The sequence below is a fragment of the Burkholderia sp. BCC0044 genome, from assembly GCF_902832955.1.
Lineage (GTDB): Bacteria > Pseudomonadota > Gammaproteobacteria > Burkholderiales > Burkholderiaceae > Burkholderia.
This window is the reverse complement of sequence record NZ_CADFDO010000002.1, coordinates 1,166,662-1,190,747: the sequence shown is the minus strand read 5'-3', so window position 1 is coordinate 1,190,747 and position 24,086 is coordinate 1,166,662. Positions and strand designations below refer to the sequence as shown.

Below are 24,086 nucleotides of genomic sequence, written 5' to 3'. Positions count from 1 at the left end.
TCCGACGGAGCAGCGCGCACGCCTGCCGGCCGGCGTCGCCCGGTTCGAACGACCGGGGCGGGCCGCGGCCCGTTCACGCGCGGCGCGCTGTGGCGCCGGGGCGAGCGGGCCCGCGGGCCATGCCGGACCGCGGACGGCGACGCACCGGGCAAACCCGCGCGCCGCCGCAGGGCGTCGATCAGAGACCGACGTCGGGCAGCGCCGGGCGCGTTTCGAGCGCCTTCGCGACGATCGCCTTCACTTCCGCGAGCGTGTCGCCTTGCAGCGCGAGGCGCGGCGGGCGCGTGATCGCGCTGCCGCGGCCGACCAGCTCTTCGCACAGCTTGATGCACTGGACGAGGTCCGGGCGTGCGTCGAGGTGCAGCAGCGGCATGAACCAGCGATACAGCGCGAGCGCTTCGTCGAAGCGCTTCTGCTTCGCGAGGCGGAACAGCGTCTCGCCTTCCTTCGGGAACGCGTTCGACATACCCGACACCCAGCCTTCGGCGCCGACGGCGATGCTCTCGACCACGACGTCGTCGAGGCCCGCGAACAGCACGAAGCGATCGCCGACCGCGTTGCGCAGGTCGATGAAGCGGCGCGTATCGCCCGACGAATCCTTGAAGCAGACGATGTTCTCGCAATCCTGCAGCGCGATCAGCACGTCGGGCGTCACGTCGTTCTTGTAGATCGGCGGGTTGTTGTAGACCATCACCGGCAGGTCGGTGCTCGTCGCGACCGCGCGGAAGTGCGCGGCGGTTTCGTGCGGCTTCGCCGAGTAGACGAGCGCGGGCATCACCATCACGCCGTCGACGCCGACGCGCTGCGCTTCGCGCACCGTGTTGCGCGCGAATTCGGTCGTGAACTCGGCGATGCCGGCGATCACCGGAATCTTGCCGCCGGCCGCGTCGCGTGCGGCCTCGATCACCTGGAGTTTCTCGCTCGTCGACAGCGACGTGTTTTCGCCGACCGTGCCGCAGACGACGAGGCCCGACACGCCGTCATTCACCAGGTTCTTGACCACGCGGTGCGTGGCGTCGATGTCGAGGGAAAAGTCCGGCTTGAACTGGGTGCTGACGGCCGGGAAAACCCCGGTCCACTGAATGGCTTTGCGGCTCACTGAAATCTCCTACGTTCGTATCGGTCGGCCGACGGGTGTGTCGGTGTGGCAACCAGTATCGCTGCGCAAACGCCCATCACGCTTGAGTCGTATCGCGGAGCAAAATGACGAAATCGGCACAGCGGCCGGCAGGGGCGCGAAGGGCGCGTCGCACTATGCCGATTTCGTCGTCGTCCTCATCGAAAAGCCACAAGCGGACGGACGCGCGACGGAGGAAGCTATGCTCCTTTCCCCACTTCGGACGGCTCATGATGAAGCGCATCCAGACCATCGATTCGCACACGGGCGGCGAACCCACTCGGCTCGTCGTGTCCGGCTTTCCGTCGCTCGGCAACGGCACGATGGCCGAGCGCCGCGACGTGCTCGCCCGCGAGCACGACCGTTACCGCACCGCGTGCATCCTCGAGCCGCGCGGCAGCGACGTGCTGGTCGGCGCGCTGCTGTGCGACCCGGTGGCGGCCGACGCGGCGGCCGGCGTGATCTTCTTCAACAATAGCGGCTATCTCGGGATGTGCGGGCACGGCACGATCGGCGTCGTGCGCACGCTGCATCACATGGGACGCATCGCGCCCGGCGTGCACCGGATCGAGACGCCGGTCGGCACCGTCGAGGCGACGCTGCACGACGACCTGTCGGTCAGCGTGCGCAACGTGCCCGCGTATCGCCATGTGCAGGGTGTCGCGCTCGACGTGCCGGGATACGGCCCCGTGAAGGGCGACGTCGCGTGGGGCGGCAACTGGTTCTTCCTGATCAGCGACCACGGGCAGCGCGTGGCCGGCGACAACGTCGCGGCGCTCACCGCGTATGCGTCGGCCGTGCGCGAAGGGCTCGAACGCGCGGGCATCACCGGCGCGAACGGCGGCGAGATCGACCACATCGAGCTGTTCGCCGACGATCCCGAGCACGACAGCCGCAGCTTCGTGCTGTGCCCGGGCCTCGCGTACGACCGTTCGCCGTGCGGCACCGGCACCAGCGCCAAGCTCGCGTGCCTCGCGGCCGACGGCAAGCTCGCGCCGGGCGCCGTGTGGCGGCAGGCGAGCGTGATCGGCAGCGTGTTCCACGCGAGCTACGAACTGGCCGACGGCGGCATCGTGCCGACCATTCGCGGCAGCGCGCACCTGAGCGCGGAAGCGACGCTGCTGATCGACGAAGACGATCCGTTCGGCTGGGGCATCGGGTCGTGAGCGAAACGAAGACCGACGTTGTCGTGATCGGCGCCGGCATCGTCGGCGCGGCGTGCGCGCACGAACTCGCGCAGCGCGGGCTGCGCGTGCTCGTCGTCGACGACGCGAGCGGCGGCGCGACCGGCGCGGGCATGGGCCACCTCGTCGCGATGGACGACAACGCGGCCGAGCTCGCGCTGAGCCATTACTCGATCGAGCTGTGGCGCAAGTTGAGCGGCGAGATGCCCGACGGCTGCGCGTACCGCAACTGCGGCACGCTGTGGCTTGCGGCCGATGCGCACGAGATGGATCTGGCGCGCGCGAAGCAGGCGACGCTCGCCGCGCACGGCGTGGCCGGCGAGCTGATCGACGCGGCAACGCTCGCGCGACTGGAGCCGATGTTGCGCGCGGGCCTCGGCGGCGCGCTGAAGATTCCGGGCGACGCGATCCTCTATGCGCCCGTCACCGCGAACTGGCTGCTGCAGCGCGCACCGCGCATCACGTTGCGTCGCGAGCGGGCCGTCGCGGTCGACGGCGCGAGCGTGACGCTCGCGAGCGGCGACGTGCTGCGCGCGGAGCGGGTGGTCGTCGCGAACGGCGTCGCGGCGCGCACGCTGCTGCCCGAGCTGCCGCTGCGCCCGAAAAAGGGCCATCTGCTGATTACCGACCGCTATCCGGGCCACGTATCGCACCAGCTCGTCGAGCTCGGCTATGCGGCGAGCGCGCACGCGAGCGACGGCACGTCGGTCGCGTTCAACGTGCAGCCGCGGCCGACCGGCCAACTGCTGATCGGCTCGTCGCGCCAGTTCGACACCGAGGACGCGCAGGTCGAGCCGCCGGTGCTCGCGCGGATGCTGCGCCGCGCGGTCGGCTATCTGCCGGATCTGGCCGACCTGAACGGCATCCGCGCATGGACCGGCTTCCGCTCCGCGAGCCCCGACGGCTTGCCGCTGCTCGGCGAGCACCCGGCGCGGCCGGGCGTGTGGCTCGCGGTCGGGCACGAAGGGCTCGGCGTGACGACCGCGCCGGGCAGCGCGCGGCTCGTCGCCGCGCTGATGGCCGGCGAACGGCCGCCCATCGATATCGAACCGTATTTGCCGGGACGCTTCCTGACCGCGTCTCACGTAGCCGGAGCGCTGACATGAAACGACCCCCACGCTCACTTCGCTCGCTGCCGACCGGAGTTGGCGCTTCAGCGCTTGCTCCGGTCCCATGCAACGCGCCCCCCGCGGGGGCGGTCAGCCGCCCACGGCCGGCTTTGCAAAGCCGGCCGGCTACGCAGGCGCAGAGCGATGCTCTGCGAATTCCCTGCTACGCCCTTGGGGCGGCTCGGCGGAGGCTGACATGATCATTCATCTGGACGGCCGCGCGCTGACGGTGGCCGACGGCGCGACCGTCGCGGCCGCCGTTGCGGCGAGCGGCGACGACACGACACGCGTGTCGTGCACGGGCGCGGCGCGAGCGCCGTTTTGCGGGATGGGCATCTGCCAGGAATGCCGGATGACGATCGACGGCCGACGCCGGCTCGCGTGTCAGACGCTGTGCCGCGACGGCATGCAGGTGGAGCGCACGCGATGAAACAGGAACGACTGAGCGTCGACGTCGCGATCGTCGGCGCGGGCCCGGCCGGGCTGTCGGCCGCGCGGGCCGCCGCGCGAAGCGGCGCGACCGTTGCGATCGTCGACGACAACCCGCGCGCGGGCGGGCAGATCTGGCGGCAGCCGGCAGCCGCCGCGCCGACGCCGGCCGCCGCCGAACGCCTCGCCGTGCTGCGGCAGCGGAACGTCACGCACCTCGCGGCGACGCGCATCGTCGCCGAAACGCAGCCGGGCACGCTGCTGCTCGAAGACGACGAACGCGGGCTTTTGCTCGATTTCCGGACGCTGATTCTCTGCTGCGGCGCCCGCGAGCTGCTGCTGCCGTTTCCGGGCTGGACCCTGCCGGGCGTGACCGGCGCGGGCGGCTTGCAGGCGCTGATCAAATACGGGCTCGACGTGCGCCGGCAGCGCACGGTGATCGCGGGCAGCGGGCCGTTGCTGCTGGCGAGCGCGGCGACGGCCCGGCAGGCCGGCGCGCGCGTGTCGCACGTGCTCGAACAGGCCGCATGGGGCGACGTGGCCGGCTTCGGCGCGGGGTTGTGGCGCTGGCCGTCGAAGCTCGCGCAGGCCGCGAAGCTCGTCACGGCCGCGTATCGGCCCGATGCGCACGTCGTCGAGGCATTCGGCGACCAGCGGCTCGAACGCGTGCGGATCCGCCAAGGCGATCGCGAATTCGACGTCGACTGCGACCGGCTCGCGTGCGGCTTCGGCCTCGTGCCGAATACCGTGCTGCCGAGCCATCTCGGCTGCCGGGTCGACAACGGCGCGGTGGCGGTCGACGCGCACCAGCGCACGAGCCGCGACGGGTATTTCGCGGCGGGCGAGTGCACGGGCGTCGGCGGCAGCGAGCTGGCGATGGTCGAAGGCGAAATCGCCGGCTATGCGGCGACCGGGCAGACCGCACGACTGGTCGCGCTGATTGCACGGCGCGCGCACTGGCAGGCGTTCGCGGATGCCGTACGCGAGCGCTTCGCGATCCGGGAGCCGATTCGCCGGCTCGCGCGGCCCGACACGCTGCTGTGCCGGTGCGAAGACGTGCGGTTCGATGCGGTCGCACGGGAACCGGGCTGGACGGCCGCCAAACTGCAGTCACGCTGCGGGATGGGCGCGTGCCAGGGGCGCGTGTGCGGCGCGGCCGCGCAGGCGCTGTTCGGCTGGACGCCGCCGGCGCCGCGCACGCCGCTCGTGCCCGCGCGGGTCGGCACGCTGATGCTCGACGGCATGGAATCCTGCGACGGCGCATGACGCGCGCCGCATGACGCGCGCAGCGTCGCGGTGAAGCGGCCCGGTTCGCGCCGGGCCGCGCCCGTCCCCCCCGTTCCGCCTGTCATTCCACCTTCACTTTCTCCCATCCGCCGACCTGCGGCGCCGCACAGGCGCGCAGGCACTCGATCGTCGCGGCCACGGCCGCGCGGTTCGCGCTGTCGGGGTGCCAGTACATCGACACCGCGCCCTGGCCCTCGAGCTCCATCGGCAGGATGCGGATCGCGTTCAGTTGCGCGAAGCGCCGCGCGGCGCGATGCGACGCGACGCCGAGCAGGTCGGTGTTGTTCAGCAGCGTGAGGTTGAGGATCGACGAATTCGATTCGACGCAGTGCGGCGGCTGCACGCGGCCGGCGGCTTGCAGTGCGGCCTCCAGCGCATTGTGGACGGGCGTGCCCGCCGGCCACACGATCCACGGATAGGCGAGCACGTCGTCCCAGCCGAGCGACGTCGCGCCGGCCAGCGCATGGTCGGGCCGCGCGACGAACACGACCGGATCGACATACAGCGCCTCGGCATGCAGCAGTGGATCGACGGACGTCGAACCCGAGCGGCCGACGACGATATCCAGTTCGCTGCGCGCGAGCTGCGGCATCAACTGGTTCATCGTGCTTTCGGTGAGCCGCACCTGCGCACGCGGCATCCGTTTCAGCAACTGCGATACCGCGAACGGCACCGTGTCGGCCGCCGCGACGCCCGACGTGCCGATCGTCACGAGGCCGCTGCCGCCTTCGCGCAACGCGGCCATGTCGTCGCGCGCGATGTCGAGCTGCGCTTCGACGCGGCGCGCATGCTCGATCAGCGCTTCGCCGTAAGGCGTCGGCCGCAGCCCGCGCGCATGGCGCTCGAACAGCGGCAGCCCGACATCCTCTTCCAGCTCCTTCAGCCACTTCGACAGCGCCGGCTGCGTGGTCGCGAGCGCGACCGCCGAGTGGCTCAGGTTGCCGGTGCCGGCCAGGCTCAGCAGTACCTGCAGATGCCGCAATCGCAGCCGGTGGGTCCAGTCCATTGCACGCCTCGTCGCGGGTAGGTATATCCAGAAACATATGGATCAGATGATTTGACCATTTTACTGGGTATGTCTGTGTCGAATATAAATCTGCTGACGGACTGCAGCACGTCCCCGACCAGACAGACCCGGCGCCGACGCCGATCGGCCGCCCCCGAAGGAGACATCATGACGACCCATCCGGACGCGACACGCGCCGCTTACTACGCACGGATCGCCGAGCAGCGCCTGGCGCCGCTGTGGGAATCGCTGCACAACCTCGTGCCGAGCTCGCCGCAGCCGGCCGCGCAGGCCGCGATCTGGAAGTACGCGCAGGTGCGCGACCTCGTGATGCAGGCCGGCAGCGTGATCAGCGCCGAGGAAGCGGTGCGCCGCGTGCTGGTGCTGGAGAACCCGGGGCTGCCGGGCAAGTCGAGCATGACGCCGAGCCTGTATGCGGGGCTGCAGTTGATCCTGCCGGGCGAGATCGCGCCGAGCCACCGTCATACGCAGTCGGCGCTGCGCTTCATCGTCGAAGGGAAGGGCGCGTGGACGGCCGTGAACGGCGAGCGTACCACGATGCATCCGGGCGACTTCATCATCACGCCGTCGTGGGCATGGCACGACCACGGCAATCCGTCGGTGGAAGACGGCGGCGAGCCGGTCGTGTGGCTCGACGGGCTCGACATCCCGCTGGTCGCGAACCTCGACGCCGGTTTCGCGGAGAACTACCCGGAAGCCGTGCAGCCGGTGAATCGTCCGGAAGGCGACAGCTTCGCGCGCTTCGGTCACAACATGGTGCCGCTGCGGCATCGCGTCAGCGATCCGACGTCGCCGGTGTTCAGCTATCCGTATGCGCGCAGCCGCGAGGCGCTCGACGCGCTGTACCGGAACGGCGAGCTCGATGCGTGGGACGGCGTGAAGCTGCGCTACGTGAACCCCGCGACGGGCGGCTGGCCGATGCCGACCATCGCTACCTTCATGCAATTCCTGCCCGCCGGCTTCGACGGCCGCCCGTACCGCAGCACCGACGCGACGGTCTATTGCGTCGTCGAGGGCAGCGGCACCGCGTTGATCGGCGACCGGGCATTCGCGTTCGAGCCGCACGACATCTTCGTCGCGCCGTCGTGGGCGCCGGTGCGGCTGTCGGCGTCGTCCGACAGCGTGCTGTTCAGCTATTCCGACCGGCCCGTGCTGTCCGCGCTGAACCTGCTGCGCGAAGCGCGCGACTGACGCCGGCTGCTTTCCACGATCCGTTTTTTCCGTGCGCCGCCGCCAAGGCGCGCGCCCCTTCATTCATGCCCACGCTGGAGCCGTTCATGACTTTCGTTTTCCCGCCCGAAGCGCCGGTGGCGCTGCCCGTCGCCGGCAGTGACGCCCGGTTTGCAGTACGCCGCGTCTATTGCGTCGGCCGCAACTACGCGGCGCATGCGCGCGAAATGGGCTTCGATCCCGATCGCGAGCCGCCGTTCTTCTTCTGCAAGCCGGCCGATTCGATCGTGCCGGCGGCATACGGCGACACGATCGAGCTCGCGTATCCATCGCAGACGCAGAACTATCACTACGAAGCCGAACTCGTCGCGGTGATCGGCAAGGGCGGCGCGGACATTCCGCTCGAGCGTGCGCTCGATCACGTGTGGGGCTATGCGGTCGGCCTCGACATGACGCGCCGCGACCTGCAGATGAAGATGCGCGAGATGGGCCGGCCGTGGGAAATCGGCAAGGCGTTCGACCGTTCGGCGCCGATCGGGCCCGTGCATCCGGCGCGCGACGTCGGTCATTTCGAGCAGGGCGGCCTGTGGCTGACCGTCAACGGCGCGACGAAGCAGAAGAGCGACGTGTCGCACCTGATCTGGTCGGTCGCGGAGACGGTGGCCGACCTGTCGAAGTTCTTCCGCCTCGAACCGGGCGACGTGATCTTCACGGGCACGCCCGAAGGGGTCGGCGCGGTGGTCGCGGGCGACGTGATGAAGGTCGGCGTCGAGCGTCTCGGCGAACTGACCGTGCGCGTGGTCTGACGCGCGTTCGTCGATTTCCTCGAAAGGTCACATCGTGCAACTGCATAGCTTCTTCAACAGTTCGACGTCCTACCGGGTGCGCATCGCGCTCGCGCTGAAAGGGCTGCCGTACGACACGCTGCCGGTGAACATCCGCGCCGGCGAGCATCGCGACGCCGATTACGTCGCGCGGGTGAACCCGTCGGCCGCGGTGCCGGCGCTGACCGACGGCGATTTCCGTCTCGGCCAGTCGCTCGCGATCCTCGATTACCTCGACCAGATCCAGCCGACGCCTCGGCTGATTCCGCTCGAACCGCGGCGCCGGGCGCGCGTGCTGGAACTGGCCGCGCTGATTGCCTGCGACATCCATCCGGTCAACAACCTGCGCGTGCTGCGCTATCTCGACAGCGAGCTGAAGGTCACGCCGCAGCAGAAGGCCGCGTGGTACCGGCACTGGGTCGCGGAAGGGATGGCCGGCGTCGAGCGGCTGCTGGCGCGTGCGGACGAGGGCCCGTGGTGCTTCGGCGATACGCCGACGCTCGCCGACGTATGCCTGGTGCCGCAGGTCGCGAACGCGCTGCGGATGGAGTGCGACCTGAGCGCGTATCCGCGCTGCCTCGCGGTGGTCGAGCACGCGCGGCACGAGCCGGCGTTCGAGGCCGCGCAACCGCAGCGGCAACCGGATTACGTTGCGTAACACGAATCGCGTCATTGCAACAGGAGACGAACATGGACGAGACAATCAACAACGGCCGGCGCGTACTCGTGATCGGCGGCGGTATCGGCGGGCTCGCGGCGGCGCTGGCGCTCGCGCGTCAGGGCATTCGCGTGAAGCTGCTCGAACAGGCCGACCGGATCGGCGAGATCGGCGCGGGCATCCAGCTCGCCGCGAACGCGTTCAATGCGCTCGATGCGCTGGGTGTCGGCGAAGCGGCACGCGGCCGGGCGGTATTGACCGACCGGCTGCAACTGATGGACGCGATCGATGCGCGCGAGGTCGTACGCATCGATACCGGCGCCGCGTATCGCGAGCGCTTCGGCAATCCGTACGCGGTGATTCATCGCGCGGATATTCATCTGTCGATCTACGAGGCGGTCAACGATCATCCGCTGATCGAGTTCCGGACGAGCACGCAGGTGTGCGGGTTCGAGCAGGACGGCCGCGGCGTGACCGTGATCGACCAGCACGGCGAACGCTATCGTGCCGATGCGGTGATCGGCTGCGACGGCGTGAAGTCCGCGATCCGTCAGGCGCTGATCGGCGATGCGCACCGCGTGACGGGCCACGTCGTGTATCGCGCGGTGGTGGACGTCGACGACATGCCGAAGGATCTGCAGATCAATGCGCCGGTCGTGTGGGCCGGCCCGCATTGCCATCTGGTCCACTATCCGCTGCGCGGCGGGCGGCAGTACAACCTCGTCGTCACGTTCCACAGCCGCGAGCAGGAGACCTGGGGCGTGCGCGAGGGCAGCAAGGAAGAAGTGCTGTCGTATTTCGACGGTATCCATCCGCTGCCGAAACAGATGCTCGACCGGCCGACGTCGTGGAAGCGCTGGGCCACCGCCGACCGCGATCCGGTCGAGCGCTGGAGCGCGGGCCGCGCGACGGTGCTCGGCGACGCCGCGCATCCGATGACGCAATACATCGCGCAGGGCGCGTGCCAGGCGCTCGAGGATGCGGTGACGCTCGGCGCGGCGGTTGCGCAGGCGGACGGCGATTTCGAGGCCGCGTTCGCGCTGTACCAAAGCGTGCGGATTCCGCGCACCGCACGCGTGCTGTATTCGGCGCGCGAGATGGGGCGGATCTATCACGCGAAGGGCGTCGAGCGGCAGGTGCGCAACGGGCTGTGGGTCGGGCGCACCGACCCACAGTTCTACGACGCGCTCGACTGGCTGCACGGCTGGCGTGCGGAGGATTGCCTGAAGACGGTCGCATAAAGCACCCGTTCAGCCCGATTTCGGCGGCGCGCATTTCAACGACTACGACGCGCGCCGCCTTCCTGGAGGAGACACCATCATGGCCGATACGCTGTCCATCGACGTCAGCGAATGGATCGACCGGCATCGCCTTGCGCCGTTTCAGGCCGCGATCGTCGTCCTGTGCTTTCTGATCGTCGCGATCGACGGATTCGATACCGCGTCGATCGGCTTCATCGCGCCGGTCATCCGCGCGCAATGGGGCTTGTCGGCCGCGCAGCTCGCGCCGGTGTTCGGCGCGGGATTGGCCGGGCTGATGGCCGGCGCGCTCGTGTTCGGGCCGTTCGGCGACCGGTTCGGCCGCAAGCGGCTGCTGCTCGCATGCGTGGCATGCTTCGGCATCGCGAGCGCCGCGTCGGCGAGCGCGGGCGGCCTGACCGAGCTGATCGTGTGGCGCTTCGTGACCGGGCTCGGACTCGGCGGCGCGATGCCGAATGCGATCACGCTGACGTCCGAATACTGTCCGGCGCGCCGTCGCTCGCTGCTCGTGACGACGATGTTCTGCGGTTTCACGATCGGCTCCGCGCTCGGCGGGCTCGCGGCCGCGTCGCTGATCGAGTACCACGGCTGGCGCGCGGTGCTGGTCGTCGGCGGCGTGGCGCCGCTGCTGCTCCTGCCGCTGCTCGCGTGGCGACTGCCGGAATCGGTGCGCTATCTCGTCAACCAGGGCGCGCCGTCCGCGCGGATCGCGACGATGCTCGGCCGTATCGCGCCGGATCCGCACCTCGCGCACGCATCGTTCATCGCGCCTGCCGGCAAGCCGGCCGGGTCGCCGCTCGGCCGGCTGTTCGCCGCCGACTTGCTGCGCGGCACGCTGCTGCTGTGGCTCACGTTCTTCATGAGCCTGCTCGTCATCTACCTGCTGTCGAGCTGGCTGCCGACGCTGCTGCGCACGACCGGCGCGACGTTGCAGACCGCCGCGCGCGTGACCGCGATGTTCCAGGTCGGCGGCACGCTCGGCGCGATCGTCCTCGGCTGGCTGATGGACCGCTTCGATCCGCATCGCGTGCTGGCGTGCAGCTATGCGGCGGCCGGCGCCTGCGTCGCGGCGATCGGCGTGTTCGCCGCGTCGCCGTGGGGCGCGGCGCTCGCGGTGTTCGCCGCCGGCTTCTGCGTATCGGGCTCGCAAGTCGGTGCGAACGCGCTGTCGGCCGCGTTCTATCCGACCGAGTGCCGGACGACCGGCGTGAGCTGGGCGAACGGGATTGGGCGAGGCGGCTCGGTGATCGGCTCGATGGCCGGCGGCGCGATGCTGGCGATGGGCGTGCCGCTGTCGACCGCGTTCGCCGTCGTTGCCGCGCCATGCGTGATCGCGGCGGTCGCGGTGCTGGCGCTCGGCGTGGTTCGTGCCGGTGCGGTACGGGCGGCCGCCGCCGGCGGGATGGCGGGCAAGCAGGCCTGACAGAAGGAAAGGCGGCCGGATTGCCGATTCGGCAAGCAGCGGGATGCAGCGGGATACGATTGATATATAAATTTATATAATATTCATTCTTTAATCGTATTCCGCTCCGATGAACGACGATCTTCCCGCCGGGCTGCCCGGACTCGATCAGATGCGCGCCGCCGCCGAATCGGCCTGCGCGCTCCTCAAGGTGATGTCGAATCCCGACCGGTTGCTGCTGCTGTGCGAACTGTCGCAGGGCGAGTGCTGCGTGAGCGATCTCGAGGCGCGACTGGACATCCATCAACCGACGCTGTCGCAGCAGCTCGGCGTGTTGCGGGACAACGCGCTGGTCCGTACGCGCCGCGAAGGCAAGACCATCCGCTATTCGCTCGACAGTCCGGCCGTGGTCGCGGTGATGGGCGTACTGTACGAACAGTTTTGCGGCGCGGCCGCGAAGGAGGCGCGCGATGCAGGTTGATACGCTTCATTTCACGCCGTGGCTGTCGCTGGCCGGCGGCGTGCTGATCGGGCTCGCGGCCGCGTGGCTCGTCGCGTTCAACGGCCGGATTGCCGGCATCAGCGGGATCGTCGGCGGTTTGTTGACGGCCGGCGGCGCAGAGCGCGGCTGGCGCGCGGCGTTCATCGCCGGGATGATCGCCGCGCCCGTTGCGATGCGCTTCGTCGGGAGCGGCCTGACGCCGCAGGTCGACGCCAGCTGGCCTGAATTGCTGGCGGCCGGGCTGCTGGTCGGGGTCGGCACGCGGTACGCGGGCGGCTGCACGAGCGGTCACGGCGTGTGCGGGATATCGCGCGGGGCGCTGCGCTCGGCGGTCGCGACGGCGACCTTCATGGTCGCCGGCTTCGCGACCGTCTTCGTGCGGCTGCACGTGCCGGGAGGCTGACATGCAGGCAGGATTCGCGTTTCTGGCGGGGCTGCTGTTCGGCATCGGCCTCATCGTGTCGGGCATGGCCAATCCGCAGAAGGTGCTCGGTTTTCTCGACCTGGCGGGCCGCTGGGATCCGTCGCTCGCGTTCGTGATGGCGGGCGCGATCGGTGTCGCGGTGTTCGCGTTCGCGTGGGCGAAGCGTAGGACACGGTCGTGGCTCGGCCTGCCGATGCAGTTGCCGGCCGCTCGCACCATCACCGTACGCCTCGTCGCGGGAAGTGCGGTGTTCGGCATCGGCTGGGGGATTGCCGGCTTCTGCCCGGGGCCCGCGATCGTGTCGATCGGCTTAGGGGCGGCCAAGGGGATCGGGTTCGTCGTCGCGATGCTGGCCGGGATGGCGCTGTTCGAGTGGATCGAGCGCCGGCGAAGCGCACCGTGACGGAGGGCGCGCTGCGCGCCCGAGGATGCCGGGAACGTCGTGCGTTCGTTGGGCACCGCGATGATGCGATGGCGCCCCCGCGCCTCCTGCGACAAGCAAGTCGCGATATCAGAAATGCCCGCTTACGTGGCGGCCGCCGCGTACTCGGCCGGACAGCCGGCGCAGGATCTCGCGCCACACCGAGCGCACGCCTGTTCGGCTCGAGGGTTCCACGATCGTCGTGCTGACCGCGCCGGTGCCGCCAGCTGACAGCGCGACGTGACCGGCTGTTTCGACCGTCAGGCATTCGCCTTCGGCGAGTTCGCGGCGAAGGTATTGCGGTGCATCGGGCAGCCAGTCGAGTCCGCCGTGGCGCAGCGTGACCGTGAGCGCGCCGTCCAGCACGATCATCTGGCTGCCCTTGTCGAACCACGCAAAGTGGCTTTGCCCGGCGGCGAGCCGAAGGTGTTGTGTCCGCATGGCGATTCCTTTTCCCGGTTGCTTCGGTTGCGCGGCCTCGCGACGACGAGGCGACAGCGTGCAATCAGGTTAGGGAAACGGGCGCGCGCACGACAGATTCAGGGGACGGGAATCTGTTGCGGTGCAGGCGATGATTTCGAGCCGCTGTATCGGTGGGTTTTCCCCGAATCTGTATCTGGCGTGTGCCGGGGGGCGCGGGCACGATGGCTCGCATGACGCCTTTCGCCGACGCATCCCGCACGCCTTTGCCGATGAACGGCGAGCCGCTTTACGAACGGCTCGCCGAACATTACCGCCGTATCATCGCGGCCGGCACGTTGTCGCCCGGCGACCGGATGCCGTCGGTCCGCGCGTTCATGGCGCAGCATGGCGTGAGCCTCTCGACCGCGATCCAGGCGTTTCGTCGACTCGAGGAGACGGGCTGGTGCGAGGCGAAGCCGCGTTCTGGGTATTTCGTGCGGCGCCGCGCGGCGGCCGTGCTCGACACGCTGCCGGAAAGCGACGGGCCGCCGCTGAGCATCGAGCCGCCGTTCGCGGGCCTGCACGAACGCGTATCGCGTGTGATCGACCGTGCGAACGCGGCGACCGATGCGCTGAATCTCGGCGGCGCATCCGCGCACGCCGCGCTGTATCCGACCGAGCGCCTGCAGGCGTTGGCGATCCGCCTGCTGCGGCGCAAGCCCACGCTGCTGACCGATGCGGGGCCCGTCGGCGGTTCGCCCGAATTCCGGCAGACGATGGCCAAACGCGCGCTGTCGTACGGCGTGACGCTGACGCCGGATGACGTGATGTCGACGAGCGGTGGCGTCGATGCGGTGAATCTGGCGTTGCGTGCGGTCGCGCGGCCCGGCGACACGATCGCGATCGAATCGCCGGCCTTCTTCGGCCTGATCCAGTTGCTCGAAAGTCTCGGCCTGCGGGCGCTTGAAATCCCCGCCAGCCCGACGACGGGCCTGTCGATCGAGGCGCTGGAGGTGGCACTGACTGCCTATCCGGACATCCGGGCCGTGGTCGTCGTGCCGAACCTGCAAAACCCGCTCGGTTGCGTGATGCCGGACGAGCGCAAGGCCGCGCTCGTCGCGCTGTGTTCGCGCCACGGCGTGGCCGTGATCGAGGACGAGCCGTATCGCGAACTCGTCGAGGCGCCGCAGGCAGTCAGGCCGGTCAAGGCATGGGACCGCGACGGCACGGTGATCTACTGCCCGTCGTTCAACAAGGTGCTGGCTCCCGGGATGCGGCTCGGCTGGATGAGTGCGGGCCGCTGGCAGGCGCGCGTGAGGATGCTGAAATTCGCTCAGAGTCGACATAACGCCGCGTTGCTGCAGGCCGTGGCCGCCGAATTCGTCGGCTCCGGCGCATTCGATCGGCACCTGCACCGGTTTCGCGAACAGTTGCGCGTGCAGCGCGACGTGACGATCGACGCGATTGCGCGGCATTTCCCGGCCGGCACGCGGATGAACCAGCCGCCGGGCGGGATGTTGCTGTGGATCGCGTTGCCGGCAGGCGTGCGCTCCGATGCGCTGTTCGATGCCGCGCTGGCGCATGGAGTCAAGATCGCGCCCGGTTCGATCTTCTCGAATTCGGACCGTTTCGACGGCTATATCCGGCTCGCCTGCACGCGTGTGTTCGATGCGGCGCACGAGGCGGCGTTCGACACACTCGGCCGCCTCGTACGGGAAGCCATGGCGGCCGCATGAGCGCGACGGCGGCGGCCGGCCGGACTTCCGAATACGCGAGTGCTCCGGCCGGACGCGGTACCGAAGCGGCAAGCCGCCGCCATTTCATCGGCTGACCGAGTGCGTGGCGAGGTGCTGGCGGATCAGCGACAGGTAACGATCGCCGACCGAGAAATCGCGTGCCGCGCGCGGCCGGGCGGGGGCCGGGCGCAGCGTGGCCGGCGCGCTCATGCCCAGATACCGGCACACGGCGGACGGAAACGGCTTGCGCGTATGCCCGAGCTGACGCGCCGCGCGTTCGACGCGGGCATCGCCGACCTGGGCACGAAGCCACGCCAGCACTTGGCGATCGGTGTCGTTGACGATACGGACCAGATGTTCCATCGCGCACCTCACTGTTCATAAATACAGTACTGTAAATATAACCAGTGTTTGCGCTGACCGCAAGCGGGGGCGTGTCGATTGGCCGTTCGGCCAGGGTCAGCGCACCGGCGCGACGGTGCGCGAGATCCGGGCCACGGGGGCCAGAGAGGCCCCAGGGGCGGCCGGGGCGGCGCGGCCGGTATAGCGCGCGTCGGTCAGCGTGCCGAGGAACGCGACGATGTCGTCGATTTCTGCGTCGGTCAGCGCGGGCGGCATACCGGGCCGGCGGTTCATCGGCGTCGAATTGACGTTGATGTTGCCGCGATAGGCGGCCGGCACGTCGTCGAACGTCGTGGCGCCGTGATACCAGAAGCCGGGATCGGTCGAGCGCGTGTTGTAGAACGCGACCGCGTCGCGCAGCGTCGTGAACACGCCGTTGTGCATGAAGGTCTGCCTGACCGCGACGTTGCGCAGCCCCGGCGTGCGCAGGTAGCCGCACCATTGCGTCGGTTCGGGCCAGCGCAGCCGCCGCGCGGTGTCGCACAGTCCGTTGTCGAAATGGCGCGGATCGCGGTTCGCCGGCAGCGCGCGGTTGCGCGGCACCGCGATCGCGTCGTAGCCGAAATCGGTGAACAGCGAGCGCTCCGGGCGGCTCGACGTGTCCGACAGCGTATGGCAGGTCATGCAATTGCCCTTGTCCGGATTCCGGAACAGCGCGAGGCCGCGCATCTCGGCCGGCGCGAGCGGCTTGCGCGTGCGCAGGAACGCGTCGAAGCGCGACGTGAACGGCGCCATCTCGTCGCTCTGCAGATAGGCTTCGACGGCCGAACCCAGCGCCCGCACCAGTTGCTCGGGATCGCGCCGCACCGACGCGCCGAAGCGCACGGCGAGATCGGGCGCGAGCTCGGTCGCCTCGACCTTGCGCAGCAGCGCGGCCGGCGAGCGGTTGTTCATCTCGTTCGGATCGAACAGCGGCCCGCGGATCTGCTCGGCGAGCGTATCCGCGCGGCCGTCGCTGAACAGGCCGCCGAACGGCGACGGCGCGGGCGCATCGTCGTCCTGGTAGAAGTGGCGGCGCGGCACGTAGCGCACGTACAGCAGCGACGGCGCATTGCGCTGGCTGAAGCGCCCGGGCCGGCTGCCTTCCGGCACGCCGGGCCCCGCGAGCGACGCGGCCGACAGCGTCGGCGCGAACGCGCGGCCCGGATCGTGGCAGCCCGCGCACGACATGCCGCGCGGCTCGGACAGCCGCGGGTCGAAGAAGATCCGGCGGCCGAGCGCGACGAGCGTCGGGTCGGGCGCGAAGCGCGCGGTGGCCGCGTCGATCTTGCTCGTTACCTGCGGCGTGCCGTTGCCGATCGTGTCGACGACGCGCGACGGCGGCGCGCCGGGAAGCAGGACCGTTTCGGCCGGCGCGGCGTGAGCCGCGAGCGTCAGGCCGGCGAGCAGGGTCGCGGCAAGCGTGTGCAGCGCCTGCCGGCCACGCGCGCCGTGGCCGTCACATCGAACTTCTTCCGTCACGGCGCGATGAACCCCGTCTTGTCGCAGGCGAGCGTCCTGCCCGACTGATTGCACGACGCCAGTAGCTTGCCGGCCGCCGAATACGCATGGAACATCCAGCCCGTCGCCGGCGCGGCGTTGCGTTCCATGATCAGGAAACCGAAACTGTTGTTGTGCGACAGCCGCTCGATCACGGCGCCCGGCGCGGGCGTGAGGCCGGCCGGGAACGGGTCGGGCAGCGCGATGTCGAGATTGTCGCCGCCGTTGCCGGACACGATCGTCGCCGGATGCCCGGACGAGAAGTTGATCGCCTGGAAATCGTGCACGTGGCCGTGCAGCGCGACGTGCACGCCCGGCGGGTAGTACGCCTGCGCGTTGAGGCTCGACATCACCGACTGCAGCGCGAGGTTGCCCGGCGCCGGCGTGCTGCCGGCGATCGGCGCGAACGCGAGGATCGGATGATGGTTCGTGAAGATCGTCGTCGTCATGCCGGCCTTCGACGCGAGCGATGCGACGGTCTGAAACTGCTTCTGGTAGATGCCGAACTGCGCGTCGGTCGTCTTGAGCGGCGTACGGCCGACCTTCGCGGTGTCGAACACGATCACCTGCGAACCGCCGCCGAGCGACACCGCATAGGGTTCCGAATAGTTCGCGTTGTTGTCGTTGGCCGGATCGTCGCACGAGCGCGCGGCCGAATACGGGCGCGGGTCGAGGAAGCGGAACCAGCCCTGGCCCGCACGCGCGCATTCCTCGTGGTTGCCGCGCACGACGACCCACGGCGCCTTCGCGAGCAGCGGCGCGGCCGGGCGGAACAGGTCGGCCTGCCACGTATCCCAGCCGTAGCCCCACGGGCTGTCCTTGCAGCCGGCGATGTCCGGCGGGCACGCGTTCTCGCGATAGTGGTAGTCGCCGACGTGCAGCACGAGATCGGGCGACAGCTTCGCGACGCTGGCCGCGATCGTGTCGAGCGGCCAGACCGCGGCATCGTTGCACGCCTGCCATGCGTTGTCGGCCTTCTTCATCCGGCAGCCGGTGTCGGCGATGATCGCGATGCGCTGCGGCTGCGCTTTCGGCAGCGGCAGCGTGCGGCCCGCGACGCTCGCCGCCTGCGCGCCGGCCGGCAGCGTGGTTTCGCAGACGGATACCGGGAAGCTCGACGGTTTCGAATCGGCCGGGTCGCTGGCGGTCGTCCGCTGGGCGACGGTCGCGGCGCCCGCGCGCAGCGCCATGCGCGACACCTTGCCGTCGACGCTCAGTTGCGGGCACAGCGGATCGCCGGCCGACGCAGGCGTGTAGTTCGTGATCACGCGCGCGATTGCCTGGTTCGCATCGCCGATCTCGACCCATGCGGCCTGGACGTTGGCCGACGCGCTGGCCGGATCGTCCGGCGTATCGATGTGATTCGAGCACGCGGACAGCGCGGCGAGGGCAACAAGGGGCGCGCAGCGTAGGAGCAGCGCGCGCGTGAGGAATCGTCGCATGGGTGGGGGAGGCGCCGTAGGAAAGTCGTCAACGATACGCAGCGCGAATGTAAGAAATGTGAAAACGGGGTGTGACGGGGCGCTCGCGGGCCAGCCTTGACTTCAAGCCGGCTTGAAGCAGCACAGTCCGGTTCGTCATCAATGAATCGGAAGGGGAATCGACGATGGAAGCCAACCCGCCCAATGAAGCGCAATCGGCGCTATGGAACGGTCCGTCCGGGCGCGCATGGGTCGATGTGCAGGCGTCGCTGGACCGGATGTTCGAGCCGTTCGAAACGCTGCTCGCGGATGCCGCGGCGGCATCGTCTGCGACCCGCGTGCTCGACGTCGGCTGCGGCACGGGCGCGGTCACGCTCGCGATCGCGCAACGGCTCGGCGCGAACACCCAGTGCACGGGCATCGACATTTCGGCGCGGATGATCGACGCCGCACGGGCGCGTGCCGAACGCAGCGGCGTGCCCGCCCGGTTCGTGTGCGCGGATGGGCAGACGCACGCGTTCGAGCCGGCGAGCGTCGACCTGATCGTGTCGCGCCTCGGCGTGATGTTCTTCGACGATCCGGTACGCGCGTTCGCGAACCTGCGGCAGGCGGCGCGACCGGGCGCGCAGATGCGGTTCGTCGCGTGGCGCGGCGCGGCCGACAACCCGTTCATGACGACGGCCGAGCGGGCGGCCGCGCCGTTGCTGCCGAACCTGCCCGCGCGGCAGCCCGGCGCGCCGGGGCAGTTCGCGTTCGGCGACCGGCAGCGGGTCATGTCGGTGCTGTCGGACAGCGGCTGGGCCGACGTTGCGATCGAGCCGGTCGACCGGGCGTGCATGCTGCCGGCGTCCGCGCTGGACGACTACATTGCCCGGCTGGGCTCCGTCGGCCTTGCGTTGCTGGAGACGGACGAAGCGACGCGGCGGCGCGTGATCGACACGATGCGCGCGGCGTTCGAGCGGTACGTGCACGGCGCCGAGGTGCGCTTCGATGCGGCGTGCTGGCTCGTGACGGCGCGTGCGCCGTCCGTATGATGCAGCGCGTGAAAGCAGCGGATCAGGGAAGGGGCGGCAACCCGTTCGCCCCGCACGTGGCCGTGCCCGCGTGACGAAGCGGGGCCGCGCGACCTGCGTGCGTCAGCGCTTCCGCGCGCGCAGCATCAGCCACGCGCAGCCACCGGCGACCAGCGCAAGCCCGAGCAGGACCGCCTCGGCGCCGAGCGCGAAACCGGGCGGCATTTCGCCGCTGTTCGGCACCGGCGACAGGTTGCCGCCCATCGCGACGGCGCCGCCGGCGAGCAGCGCCGCGCAGACGATCCAGTAAACCTTGCCGACCGGCGCCGCGGCACGGATTCGCCACAGCGCGATGCCGGCGCCGCCGAGGTACAGCACGGCGAGCGTGCCGAGCGCGATGACGTCGGCCGCGCGGCTTTGCAGCAGTTCGCTCATTCGGCCTCCGTCGCGTGGCCCGGCGCACGGCTCAGCAGGTGCGTGCGTGTGTCTGCCGCGAGCGACACGTCGCGTTCGTCCTGACAGTGCGCGCGGTTGACCGCGAGCCCGCGCCACAGTCCGTAGGCGAGCGTCGTCCTGATGCCGGCGACCGTGCCGATAAGCGCGAACGTATCGACGGTGTGGTCGATCCATCCGTTGATGCGCTCGCGTAGCACCGGAAACGGCCCCGAGCGTAGCGTGAGCGGCAGGTTGCAGCGAAAGCCGAAGTAAGCGGGCACGACGACCTGCGGCTTGAATGTCGTGCGGGGCGAGGAACGGGGATTCGGCATGACGGGCATCCAGTTGTGGGCGCAACGAGGCGCAACGAGGCCCGCGCACGTCGCGCACGTCGCGCACGTCGCGCGTCGGACCCTGATACGGCGTGCGTCGAGTGTACCGCGGGTGTCAGGACTGCAAGAAAGGGGTATGCAGCAGGGATGAACCTGACGGATTGTAGGGTATCGGGGCGATCGAGAAAACCCGCGCGGCGCGCCGGCGAGGCGGGAAAAACGCTGAGGCGAACGCATATCGGACACCCGGACGGCGCGCACGGCATGCGCATCGTCCAGGGAGAAGACGGCGAACGAAAGGCGCCGTCGGGCGGCTTCAGAACGTGACGGCGATCCCGGCCATGCCGACGAACTGGCCGTGCGTCGTCGACGGCGTGAGCTGCTGCGAATCGCCGACGATCGGCGCCGCGTCGACGATGTGGCCGGCGCCTTGCGCGCCCAGCGTTCGCCCGCTCGAATGCGTGTACGCCTGCAGCGCATAGAGCGTCGTGCGTTTCGACAGGCTGTACGACTCCTTCAGCGAGTACTGCTGATAGCGGGCCGCGTTCGCGACGCCGTTCGCTTTCGATGCAAGCGTGTACGCGAAGGCGCCGGCCACCGAGAACGTCGGCGTGAAGCGGTACGCGGCAAGCGCGCCGTAGGTGTTGAACACGGCCGTGTCGGTGAAGGCCGAGCCGTTGCCGGGCAGGTACTTCACGTTCGAATAGTTGAGGCCCATCGTCAGGTCGCCGAGCGTGTAGTTGCCGGCCGCCGCGACCTGCTCGACGGCCTTCGCGGTCAGGTAGCCCTGGTTCAGCACGGACACCGCGAAGCTGCCCGACGACGCGGTGGCCGGGTTCAGGAAGCCCGCGGACGAGCCCGAGCTGTTGATCCGCAGGTAGCCGGCCGCGATCCCGATCGGCCCGTTCGCGTAGCGCAGCGCGGCGCTGAACGTGTTGCCCTTGCCGGTCGCGCCGGCAATGCCGCCGAATGCGTACATCGCGCTCGCGGTCAGCCCGGCGAAGGTCGGCGACGTATAGGTGACCGAGTTGTTCACGCGGATCGTCGTGTCGAGGCCGTCGATATCGCCCGGATGCGCGCCGGTCGCGCCGGTCAGCCAGCTGCTCGACGCGTACGGGCCGACGAACAGGAAGTAGGGCGTGTACTGGCGGCCGGCCGTCACGGTGCCGTAGCTGGCGTTGCGCAGGCCGACGAAGGCCTGGCGATTGAACATCGTGCCGGCGGCGGCCTGCGCGCCCGTATTCAGGTTGACGCCGGCCTGCAGGTCGAAGATCGCGTGCGTGCCGCCGCCGAGATCCTCGTCGCCGCGCAGCCCGAACTTCGACGCATACAGGTTGCCGTCGCGCAGGTAGATGTTCGAGTGCCCCTGCTGGTTGTTCACGTACGCGATCGAATCGTCGACGACGCCGTACAGCGTGACGCTGCTCTGCGCATGGGCCGAGGTCGTGCCGAGCGACGCAGCCGATAAAATCAGGATTGCATAACGGTTGACGGGTGCTTTCATTGTCGATCTCCGGGTCTCTTCATCTTTTCAACGGGGCGGGAGGTTGAATGCCTCCTCTGTGGCAGGCGGCGGGCCGCGCGAACGGCCCGCCTGATCGGGTTGGCTCAGTGGTCGAACGCGACGACGAGGCGGCGCCACGCACCGTCCCGCGCATCCTGCTCGACATGTGCACCGCGCACGGCAACCGGGCCTTGCAGCGAAGCGGGCAGCAGGATCTCGACGCGGTCGGCCGGGCGCGCCGGGCGGCCGTCCCAGCGGACCGACACGCCGAGCACGCCCGATGCCTCGCGGCCGGTCTCGATGCGCCACAGGCCATATTCGCCGTCGCGCCATGCTTCAGTCTCGCCGTCGTCCTCGACGCATTCGCCGTACGCGACGCCGTCCTCGATGCGCGGAGCGACGAGGAAGCCGCGCATATCGGCGCGCGCACCAAAATGCTGTTCGGCGACGTTCAACGGCAGCACGCGGCCTTCGCGCAGCAGCATCACCGGCGTGTCGAGCGGCGCGGGCAGCGTCACGCTCGCGCCGCCGTCGAACGACTGCGCGCTCGCGCAGCACGTCCAGCGTGCGCCCGACGGCAGGTACACCGTGCGTTCGGTCCGGTCGGGATCGACGACCGGCGCGACCAGCAGCGCGTCGCCGAGCATCATGTCGTCGCAGGCGTCGTAGCAGCGTGCATCGCCGGGGAAATCGGCGAGGGTCGGCCGCAGCACGGGTTCGTAGCGCGTCGTCGACAGCCACAGCAGGTGATAGAGGTAGGGCAGCAGCCGGTAGCGCTGCTTGATCAGCGACGCGATCTGCGCGGTGATCTCCGGGTACATCCACGGTTCGTTGACGGTGCCGTCGTCGTTCCACGAATGGATGCTGAAGCGCGGCATGAAGATGCCGAACTGCACCCAGCGCAGCAGCAGTTCGGGCGACGGCGCGGGGCCGGAGAAGCCGCCGATGTCGTGGCCGATGTTCGACACGCCCGACAGCGCGAGCCCGAGGCCCATCTTCAGGTTGTAGCGCAGCGTTTCCCACGACGTGTAGTTGTCGCCCGACCACGTCTGCACGTAGCGCTGCATGCCGGCGCCGCCCGAGCGCGACACGAGGAACGGCCGCCGCGCCGGCGCATGTGCGCGCTGCGCGTCGCGCGACGCGCGCATCATCAGCATCGTCTGCAGCACCTTCGCCTCGCGCGCCGGAAACGGCTGCCCGAAGCCGTGCGCGATCGCGTCGGGCGACCAGATCTCGTATTCGTTGTTGTCGTTCCAGGTCGATTCGATCCCGTATTCCAGTAGCGCCGACGTGACCTGCTCGCGCCACCAGCGGTACGCGTCCGGCTGCGTGAAATCGATGTACGCGCCGACTTCGTCCCAGAACTGCACCCACGCGGGCTTCCCGGAGGCCGAACGGATCAGCAGCCCGCGCTGCGCGGCGTCGTCGAAGGCCGGATGGTCGCGCAGCAGGCACGGCTTGATGTTCGCGCACAGGCGGATGCCGTGGTCGCGATAGTGCTGCACGAAACCCTTCGCATCGGGGAACTTGTCGCGGTTCCAGTTGAACACGTAGCGCTTCGCGCCGATCGACGTATAACCCGACGACAGGTGGAACGAATCGCACAGGATGTCGTGCGCGTCGCACTGCTCGACGAACTGGTTCATCTGCTGCTGCGCGTCCGGCGCGTCGGTGTAGCTCATCGTCGAGCCCGAATAGCCGAGCCCCCATTTCGGCGTGCGCGCCGGGCGCCCGGTCAGCCACGTGAAGCGCCGCGCGGCCGCGAGCGGCGTATCGGGCGACGCGATGAAGTAGTAGTCGAGATCGCCGTGCTCGGCGACGAAATAGCGATAGAGCCCGTGGTAGTTGTCGAGCTCGCGGCCCATGTCGAACGAGCAGTCGGACAGCGTGTCGTAGAACAGCCCGAACCCCTGGCACGCATCCGGCGACCACGTGATGTAGAACGGGATGTGCTTGTACAGCGGGTCCGTGCTTTTCGCGCTATAGCCCATCGCGTCGATGTTGCGCATCTCGAAGCGTGCGCCCGTGCGGTCGAGTTCGCCCGCGCGTTCGCCGAGGCCGAATACCTTGTCGCCGCGCTCGCGGGCGACGTAGTGATACGCGCGATCGTCCCACCAGCCGAAGTTGTACGCCTGCGTCGCGCGGTCGGCGAGCGCGATGCGCCATGCGCCGTCCGCGTCGCGCATCGACCACGTGCAATGGCCGCCTTGACGGCGCACCGCGAGCCGAACCTGCGCGGTTTCGATGCGCACGGCATCGTCGTCCTCGGCGAAGTCGTAGTGGGGCAGCGCGAAACCGCTCAGGTCGACGCGGTCACGCCCGTCGAGCGGCACGTCGTCGAGACCGGGCGCGATCGTCCACGTGCGCGGGTTGCGCGCCGTCGCGTCGGGCAGCACGCGCACTCGCACGATGTCGGTCTCGAGCACGAAGATTTCGACGGTGGCGCCGGTATCGGACGCGAGCAGCACGCGGTTCGCGTGGTGGCTGGCGACGCGGAACACGGGCGGATGAAGGAGCGAAGTCATGAGTGCGATTCCTGGTGAAAACGG

The 24,086-nt window shown here is 69.5% G+C and carries 23 protein-coding genes and 1 pseudogene; 14 read left to right on the top strand and 10 right to left on the bottom strand.

Annotated elements, in window-relative coordinates; genetic code table 11:
• Positions 1-178: 178 nt before the first annotated feature.
• Positions 179-1,099: a dihydrodipicolinate synthase family protein gene (locus tag HWX14_RS13845; RefSeq protein ID WP_011547925.1), complete on the bottom strand. Its 921-nt coding sequence runs from the start codon at positions 1,097-1,099 to the stop codon at positions 179-181.
• Between the two features lie 251 nt (positions 1,100-1,350).
• Here HWX14_RS13845 and HWX14_RS13840 point away from each other — a divergent pair, with 251 nt between their 5' ends.
• From HWX14_RS13840 to HWX14_RS13825, 4 genes are all read left to right on the top strand, one after another.
• Positions 1,351-2,283 carry a 4-hydroxyproline epimerase gene (locus HWX14_RS13840; RefSeq protein ID WP_175883580.1) on the top strand — a complete coding sequence of 311 codons (933 nt, stop codon included), beginning with the start codon at positions 1,351-1,353 and terminating at the stop codon, positions 2,281-2,283.
• Positions 2,280-3,407 (top strand): FAD-dependent oxidoreductase, encoded by a 1,128-nt coding sequence (locus HWX14_RS13835; RefSeq protein ID WP_175883230.1) that lies wholly within the window; start codon positions 2,280-2,282, stop codon positions 3,405-3,407. The genes HWX14_RS13840 and HWX14_RS13835 overlap by 4 nt, the downstream gene beginning before the upstream one ends.
• A gap of 199 nt (positions 3,408-3,606) precedes the next feature.
• Entirely contained in the window at positions 3,607-3,840 is a 234-nt protein-coding gene (locus tag HWX14_RS13830; protein ID WP_012338331.1) for a 2Fe-2S iron-sulfur cluster-binding protein, read from the top strand.
• A complete protein-coding gene (locus HWX14_RS13825) occupies positions 3,837-5,105 on the top strand; it encodes an FAD/NAD(P)-binding oxidoreductase (RefSeq protein ID WP_175883229.1) in 1,269 nt (422 codons plus the stop codon). Before HWX14_RS13830 ends, HWX14_RS13825 begins: the two co-directional genes overlap by 4 nt.
• 82 nt (positions 5,106-5,187) lie before the next feature.
• On the opposite strand, the gene HWX14_RS13820 is transcribed toward HWX14_RS13825, so the two are convergent.
• A complete protein-coding gene (locus HWX14_RS13820; RefSeq protein WP_175883228.1) occupies positions 5,188-6,132 on the bottom strand; it encodes a LysR substrate-binding domain-containing protein in 945 nt (314 codons plus the stop codon).
• A 168-nt stretch (positions 6,133-6,300) separates the two neighbouring features.
• On the opposite strand from HWX14_RS13820, the gene gtdA reads away from it, so the two are divergent.
• From gtdA to HWX14_RS13780, 8 genes are all read left to right on the top strand, one after another.
• Positions 6,301-7,344 (top strand): gentisate 1,2-dioxygenase, encoded by a 1,044-nt coding sequence (gene gtdA, locus HWX14_RS13815; RefSeq protein ID WP_175883227.1) that lies wholly within the window; start codon positions 6,301-6,303, stop codon positions 7,342-7,344.
• An 86-nt stretch (positions 7,345-7,430) separates the two neighbouring features.
• A complete protein-coding gene (locus HWX14_RS13810) occupies positions 7,431-8,129 on the top strand; it encodes a fumarylacetoacetate hydrolase family protein (RefSeq protein ID WP_175883226.1) in 699 nt (232 codons plus the stop codon).
• Between the two features lie 34 nt (positions 8,130-8,163).
• Positions 8,164-8,805 (top strand): maleylacetoacetate isomerase, encoded by a 642-nt coding sequence (gene maiA / locus HWX14_RS13805; protein ID WP_175883225.1) that lies wholly within the window; start codon positions 8,164-8,166, stop codon positions 8,803-8,805.
• A gap of 32 nt (positions 8,806-8,837) precedes the next feature.
• A complete protein-coding gene (locus HWX14_RS13800) occupies positions 8,838-10,046 on the top strand; it encodes a 3-hydroxybenzoate 6-monooxygenase (RefSeq protein ID WP_175883224.1) in 1,209 nt (402 codons plus the stop codon).
• Between the two features lie 79 nt (positions 10,047-10,125).
• Positions 10,126-11,487, top strand: coding sequence for an aromatic acid/H+ symport family MFS transporter (locus HWX14_RS13795; RefSeq protein ID WP_175883223.1), 1,362 nt, complete (start codon positions 10,126-10,128; stop codon positions 11,485-11,487).
• A gap of 109 nt (positions 11,488-11,596) precedes the next feature.
• On the top strand, positions 11,597-11,947 hold the full coding sequence (locus HWX14_RS13790; protein ID WP_175883222.1) for a metalloregulator ArsR/SmtB family transcription factor: 351 nt from the start codon (positions 11,597-11,599) through the stop codon (positions 11,945-11,947).
• The gene (locus tag HWX14_RS13785; RefSeq protein ID WP_175883221.1) at positions 11,937-12,371 is read left to right on the top strand and encodes a YeeE/YedE family protein; all 435 of its coding nucleotides are present in this window, start codon (positions 11,937-11,939) and stop codon (positions 12,369-12,371) included. Before HWX14_RS13790 ends, HWX14_RS13785 begins: the two co-directional genes overlap by 11 nt.
• Before the next feature lies 1 nt (position 12,372).
• Complete coding sequence (locus tag HWX14_RS13780) at positions 12,373-12,795, top strand: DUF6691 family protein (protein WP_175883220.1); 423 nt, start codon at positions 12,373-12,375, stop codon at positions 12,793-12,795.
• 108 nt (positions 12,796-12,903) lie between these two features.
• Here the strand turns inward: HWX14_RS13780 and HWX14_RS13775 are convergent, their stop codons facing one another.
• Positions 12,904-13,254 (bottom strand): hypothetical protein, encoded by a 351-nt coding sequence (locus tag HWX14_RS13775; protein WP_175883219.1) that lies wholly within the window; start codon positions 13,252-13,254, stop codon positions 12,904-12,906.
• 203 nt (positions 13,255-13,457) lie between these two features.
• On the opposite strand from HWX14_RS13775, the gene HWX14_RS13770 reads away from it, so the two are divergent.
• The gene (locus tag HWX14_RS13770; RefSeq protein WP_175883218.1) at positions 13,458-14,951 is read left to right on the top strand and encodes a PLP-dependent aminotransferase family protein; all 1,494 of its coding nucleotides are present in this window, start codon (positions 13,458-13,460) and stop codon (positions 14,949-14,951) included.
• 84 nt (positions 14,952-15,035) lie between these two features.
• On the opposite strand, the gene HWX14_RS13765 is transcribed toward HWX14_RS13770, so the two are convergent.
• From HWX14_RS13765 to HWX14_RS13755, 3 genes are all read right to left on the bottom strand, one after another.
• Entirely contained in the window at positions 15,036-15,314 is a 279-nt protein-coding gene (locus tag HWX14_RS13765) for a hypothetical protein (protein WP_175883217.1), read from the bottom strand.
• Positions 15,315-15,410: 96 nt separating this feature from the next.
• Positions 15,411-16,763, bottom strand: coding sequence for a cytochrome c peroxidase (locus tag HWX14_RS13760; protein ID WP_244130250.1), 1,353 nt, complete (start codon positions 16,761-16,763; stop codon positions 15,411-15,413).
• Between the two features lie 47 nt (positions 16,764-16,810).
• Positions 16,811-18,274 (bottom strand): metallophosphoesterase, encoded by a 1,464-nt coding sequence (locus HWX14_RS13755; protein ID WP_175883215.1) that lies wholly within the window; start codon positions 18,272-18,274, stop codon positions 16,811-16,813.
• 164 nt (positions 18,275-18,438) lie between these two features.
• On the opposite strand from HWX14_RS13755, the gene HWX14_RS13750 reads away from it, so the two are divergent.
• On the top strand, positions 18,439-19,287 hold the full coding sequence (locus tag HWX14_RS13750) for a class I SAM-dependent methyltransferase (RefSeq protein ID WP_175883214.1): 849 nt from the start codon (positions 18,439-18,441) through the stop codon (positions 19,285-19,287).
• 102 nt (positions 19,288-19,389) lie between these two features.
• Here the strand turns inward: HWX14_RS13750 and HWX14_RS13745 are convergent, their stop codons facing one another.
• From HWX14_RS13745 to HWX14_RS13730, 4 genes and pseudogenes are all read right to left on the bottom strand, one after another.
• On the bottom strand, positions 19,390-19,701 hold the full coding sequence (locus HWX14_RS13745; protein ID WP_175883213.1) for a hypothetical protein: 312 nt from the start codon (positions 19,699-19,701) through the stop codon (positions 19,390-19,392).
• A gap of 119 nt (positions 19,702-19,820) precedes the next feature.
• Positions 19,821-19,985 (bottom strand): annotated as a pseudogene (locus tag HWX14_RS13740) (BCCT family transporter); the annotation flags it as partial.
• A 364-nt stretch (positions 19,986-20,349) separates the two neighbouring features.
• Positions 20,350-21,537 (bottom strand): porin, encoded by a 1,188-nt coding sequence (locus HWX14_RS13735; RefSeq protein WP_175883212.1) that lies wholly within the window; start codon positions 21,535-21,537, stop codon positions 20,350-20,352.
• Positions 21,538-21,641: 104 nt separating this feature from the next.
• A complete protein-coding gene (locus tag HWX14_RS13730) occupies positions 21,642-24,062 on the bottom strand; it encodes a glycoside hydrolase family 31 protein (protein WP_175883211.1) in 2,421 nt (806 codons plus the stop codon).
• Between the last annotated feature and the right edge of the window lie 24 nt (positions 24,063-24,086).

What these genes read in the sequence shown, in the direction of transcription:
- HWX14_RS13840 (WP_175883580.1), top strand. Translation starts at nt 1,351, where the DNA reads ATGAAGCGCATCCAGACCATCGATTCGCACACGGGCGGCGAACCCACT.
- HWX14_RS13830 (WP_012338331.1), top strand. Translation starts at nt 3,607, where the DNA reads ATGATCATTCATCTGGACGGCCGCGCGCTGACGGTGGCCGACGGCGCG.
- HWX14_RS13825 (WP_175883229.1), top strand. Translation starts at nt 3,837, where the DNA reads ATGAAACAGGAACGACTGAGCGTCGACGTCGCGATCGTCGGCGCGGGC.
- HWX14_RS13820 (WP_175883228.1), bottom strand. Translation starts at nt 6,132, where the DNA reads ATGGACTGGACCCACCGGCTGCGATTGCGGCATCTGCAGGTACTGCTG.
- gtdA (WP_175883227.1), top strand. Translation starts at nt 6,301, where the DNA reads ATGACGACCCATCCGGACGCGACACGCGCCGCTTACTACGCACGGATC.
- HWX14_RS13810 (WP_175883226.1), top strand. Translation starts at nt 7,431, where the DNA reads ATGACTTTCGTTTTCCCGCCCGAAGCGCCGGTGGCGCTGCCCGTCGCC.
- HWX14_RS13800 (WP_175883224.1), top strand. Translation starts at nt 8,838, where the DNA reads ATGGACGAGACAATCAACAACGGCCGGCGCGTACTCGTGATCGGCGGC.
- HWX14_RS13795 (WP_175883223.1), top strand. Translation starts at nt 10,126, where the DNA reads ATGGCCGATACGCTGTCCATCGACGTCAGCGAATGGATCGACCGGCAT.
- HWX14_RS13790 (WP_175883222.1), top strand. Translation starts at nt 11,597, where the DNA reads ATGAACGACGATCTTCCCGCCGGGCTGCCCGGACTCGATCAGATGCGC.
- HWX14_RS13785 (WP_175883221.1), top strand. Translation starts at nt 11,937, where the DNA reads ATGCAGGTTGATACGCTTCATTTCACGCCGTGGCTGTCGCTGGCCGGC.
- HWX14_RS13780 (WP_175883220.1), top strand. Translation starts at nt 12,373, where the DNA reads ATGCAGGCAGGATTCGCGTTTCTGGCGGGGCTGCTGTTCGGCATCGGC.
- HWX14_RS13775 (WP_175883219.1), bottom strand. Translation starts at nt 13,254, where the DNA reads ATGCGGACACAACACCTTCGGCTCGCCGCCGGGCAAAGCCACTTTGCG.
- HWX14_RS13770 (WP_175883218.1), top strand. Translation starts at nt 13,458, where the DNA reads ATGGCTCGCATGACGCCTTTCGCCGACGCATCCCGCACGCCTTTGCCG.
- HWX14_RS13765 (WP_175883217.1), bottom strand. Translation starts at nt 15,314, where the DNA reads ATGGAACATCTGGTCCGTATCGTCAACGACACCGATCGCCAAGTGCTG.
- HWX14_RS13755 (WP_175883215.1), bottom strand. Translation starts at nt 18,274, where the DNA reads ATGCGACGATTCCTCACGCGCGCGCTGCTCCTACGCTGCGCGCCCCTT.
- HWX14_RS13750 (WP_175883214.1), top strand. Translation starts at nt 18,439, where the DNA reads ATGGAAGCCAACCCGCCCAATGAAGCGCAATCGGCGCTATGGAACGGT.
- HWX14_RS13745 (WP_175883213.1), bottom strand. Translation starts at nt 19,701, where the DNA reads ATGAGCGAACTGCTGCAAAGCCGCGCGGCCGACGTCATCGCGCTCGGC.
- HWX14_RS13735 (WP_175883212.1), bottom strand. Translation starts at nt 21,537, where the DNA reads ATGAAAGCACCCGTCAACCGTTATGCAATCCTGATTTTATCGGCTGCG.
- HWX14_RS13730 (WP_175883211.1), bottom strand. Translation starts at nt 24,062, where the DNA reads ATGACTTCGCTCCTTCATCCGCCCGTGTTCCGCGTCGCCAGCCACCAC.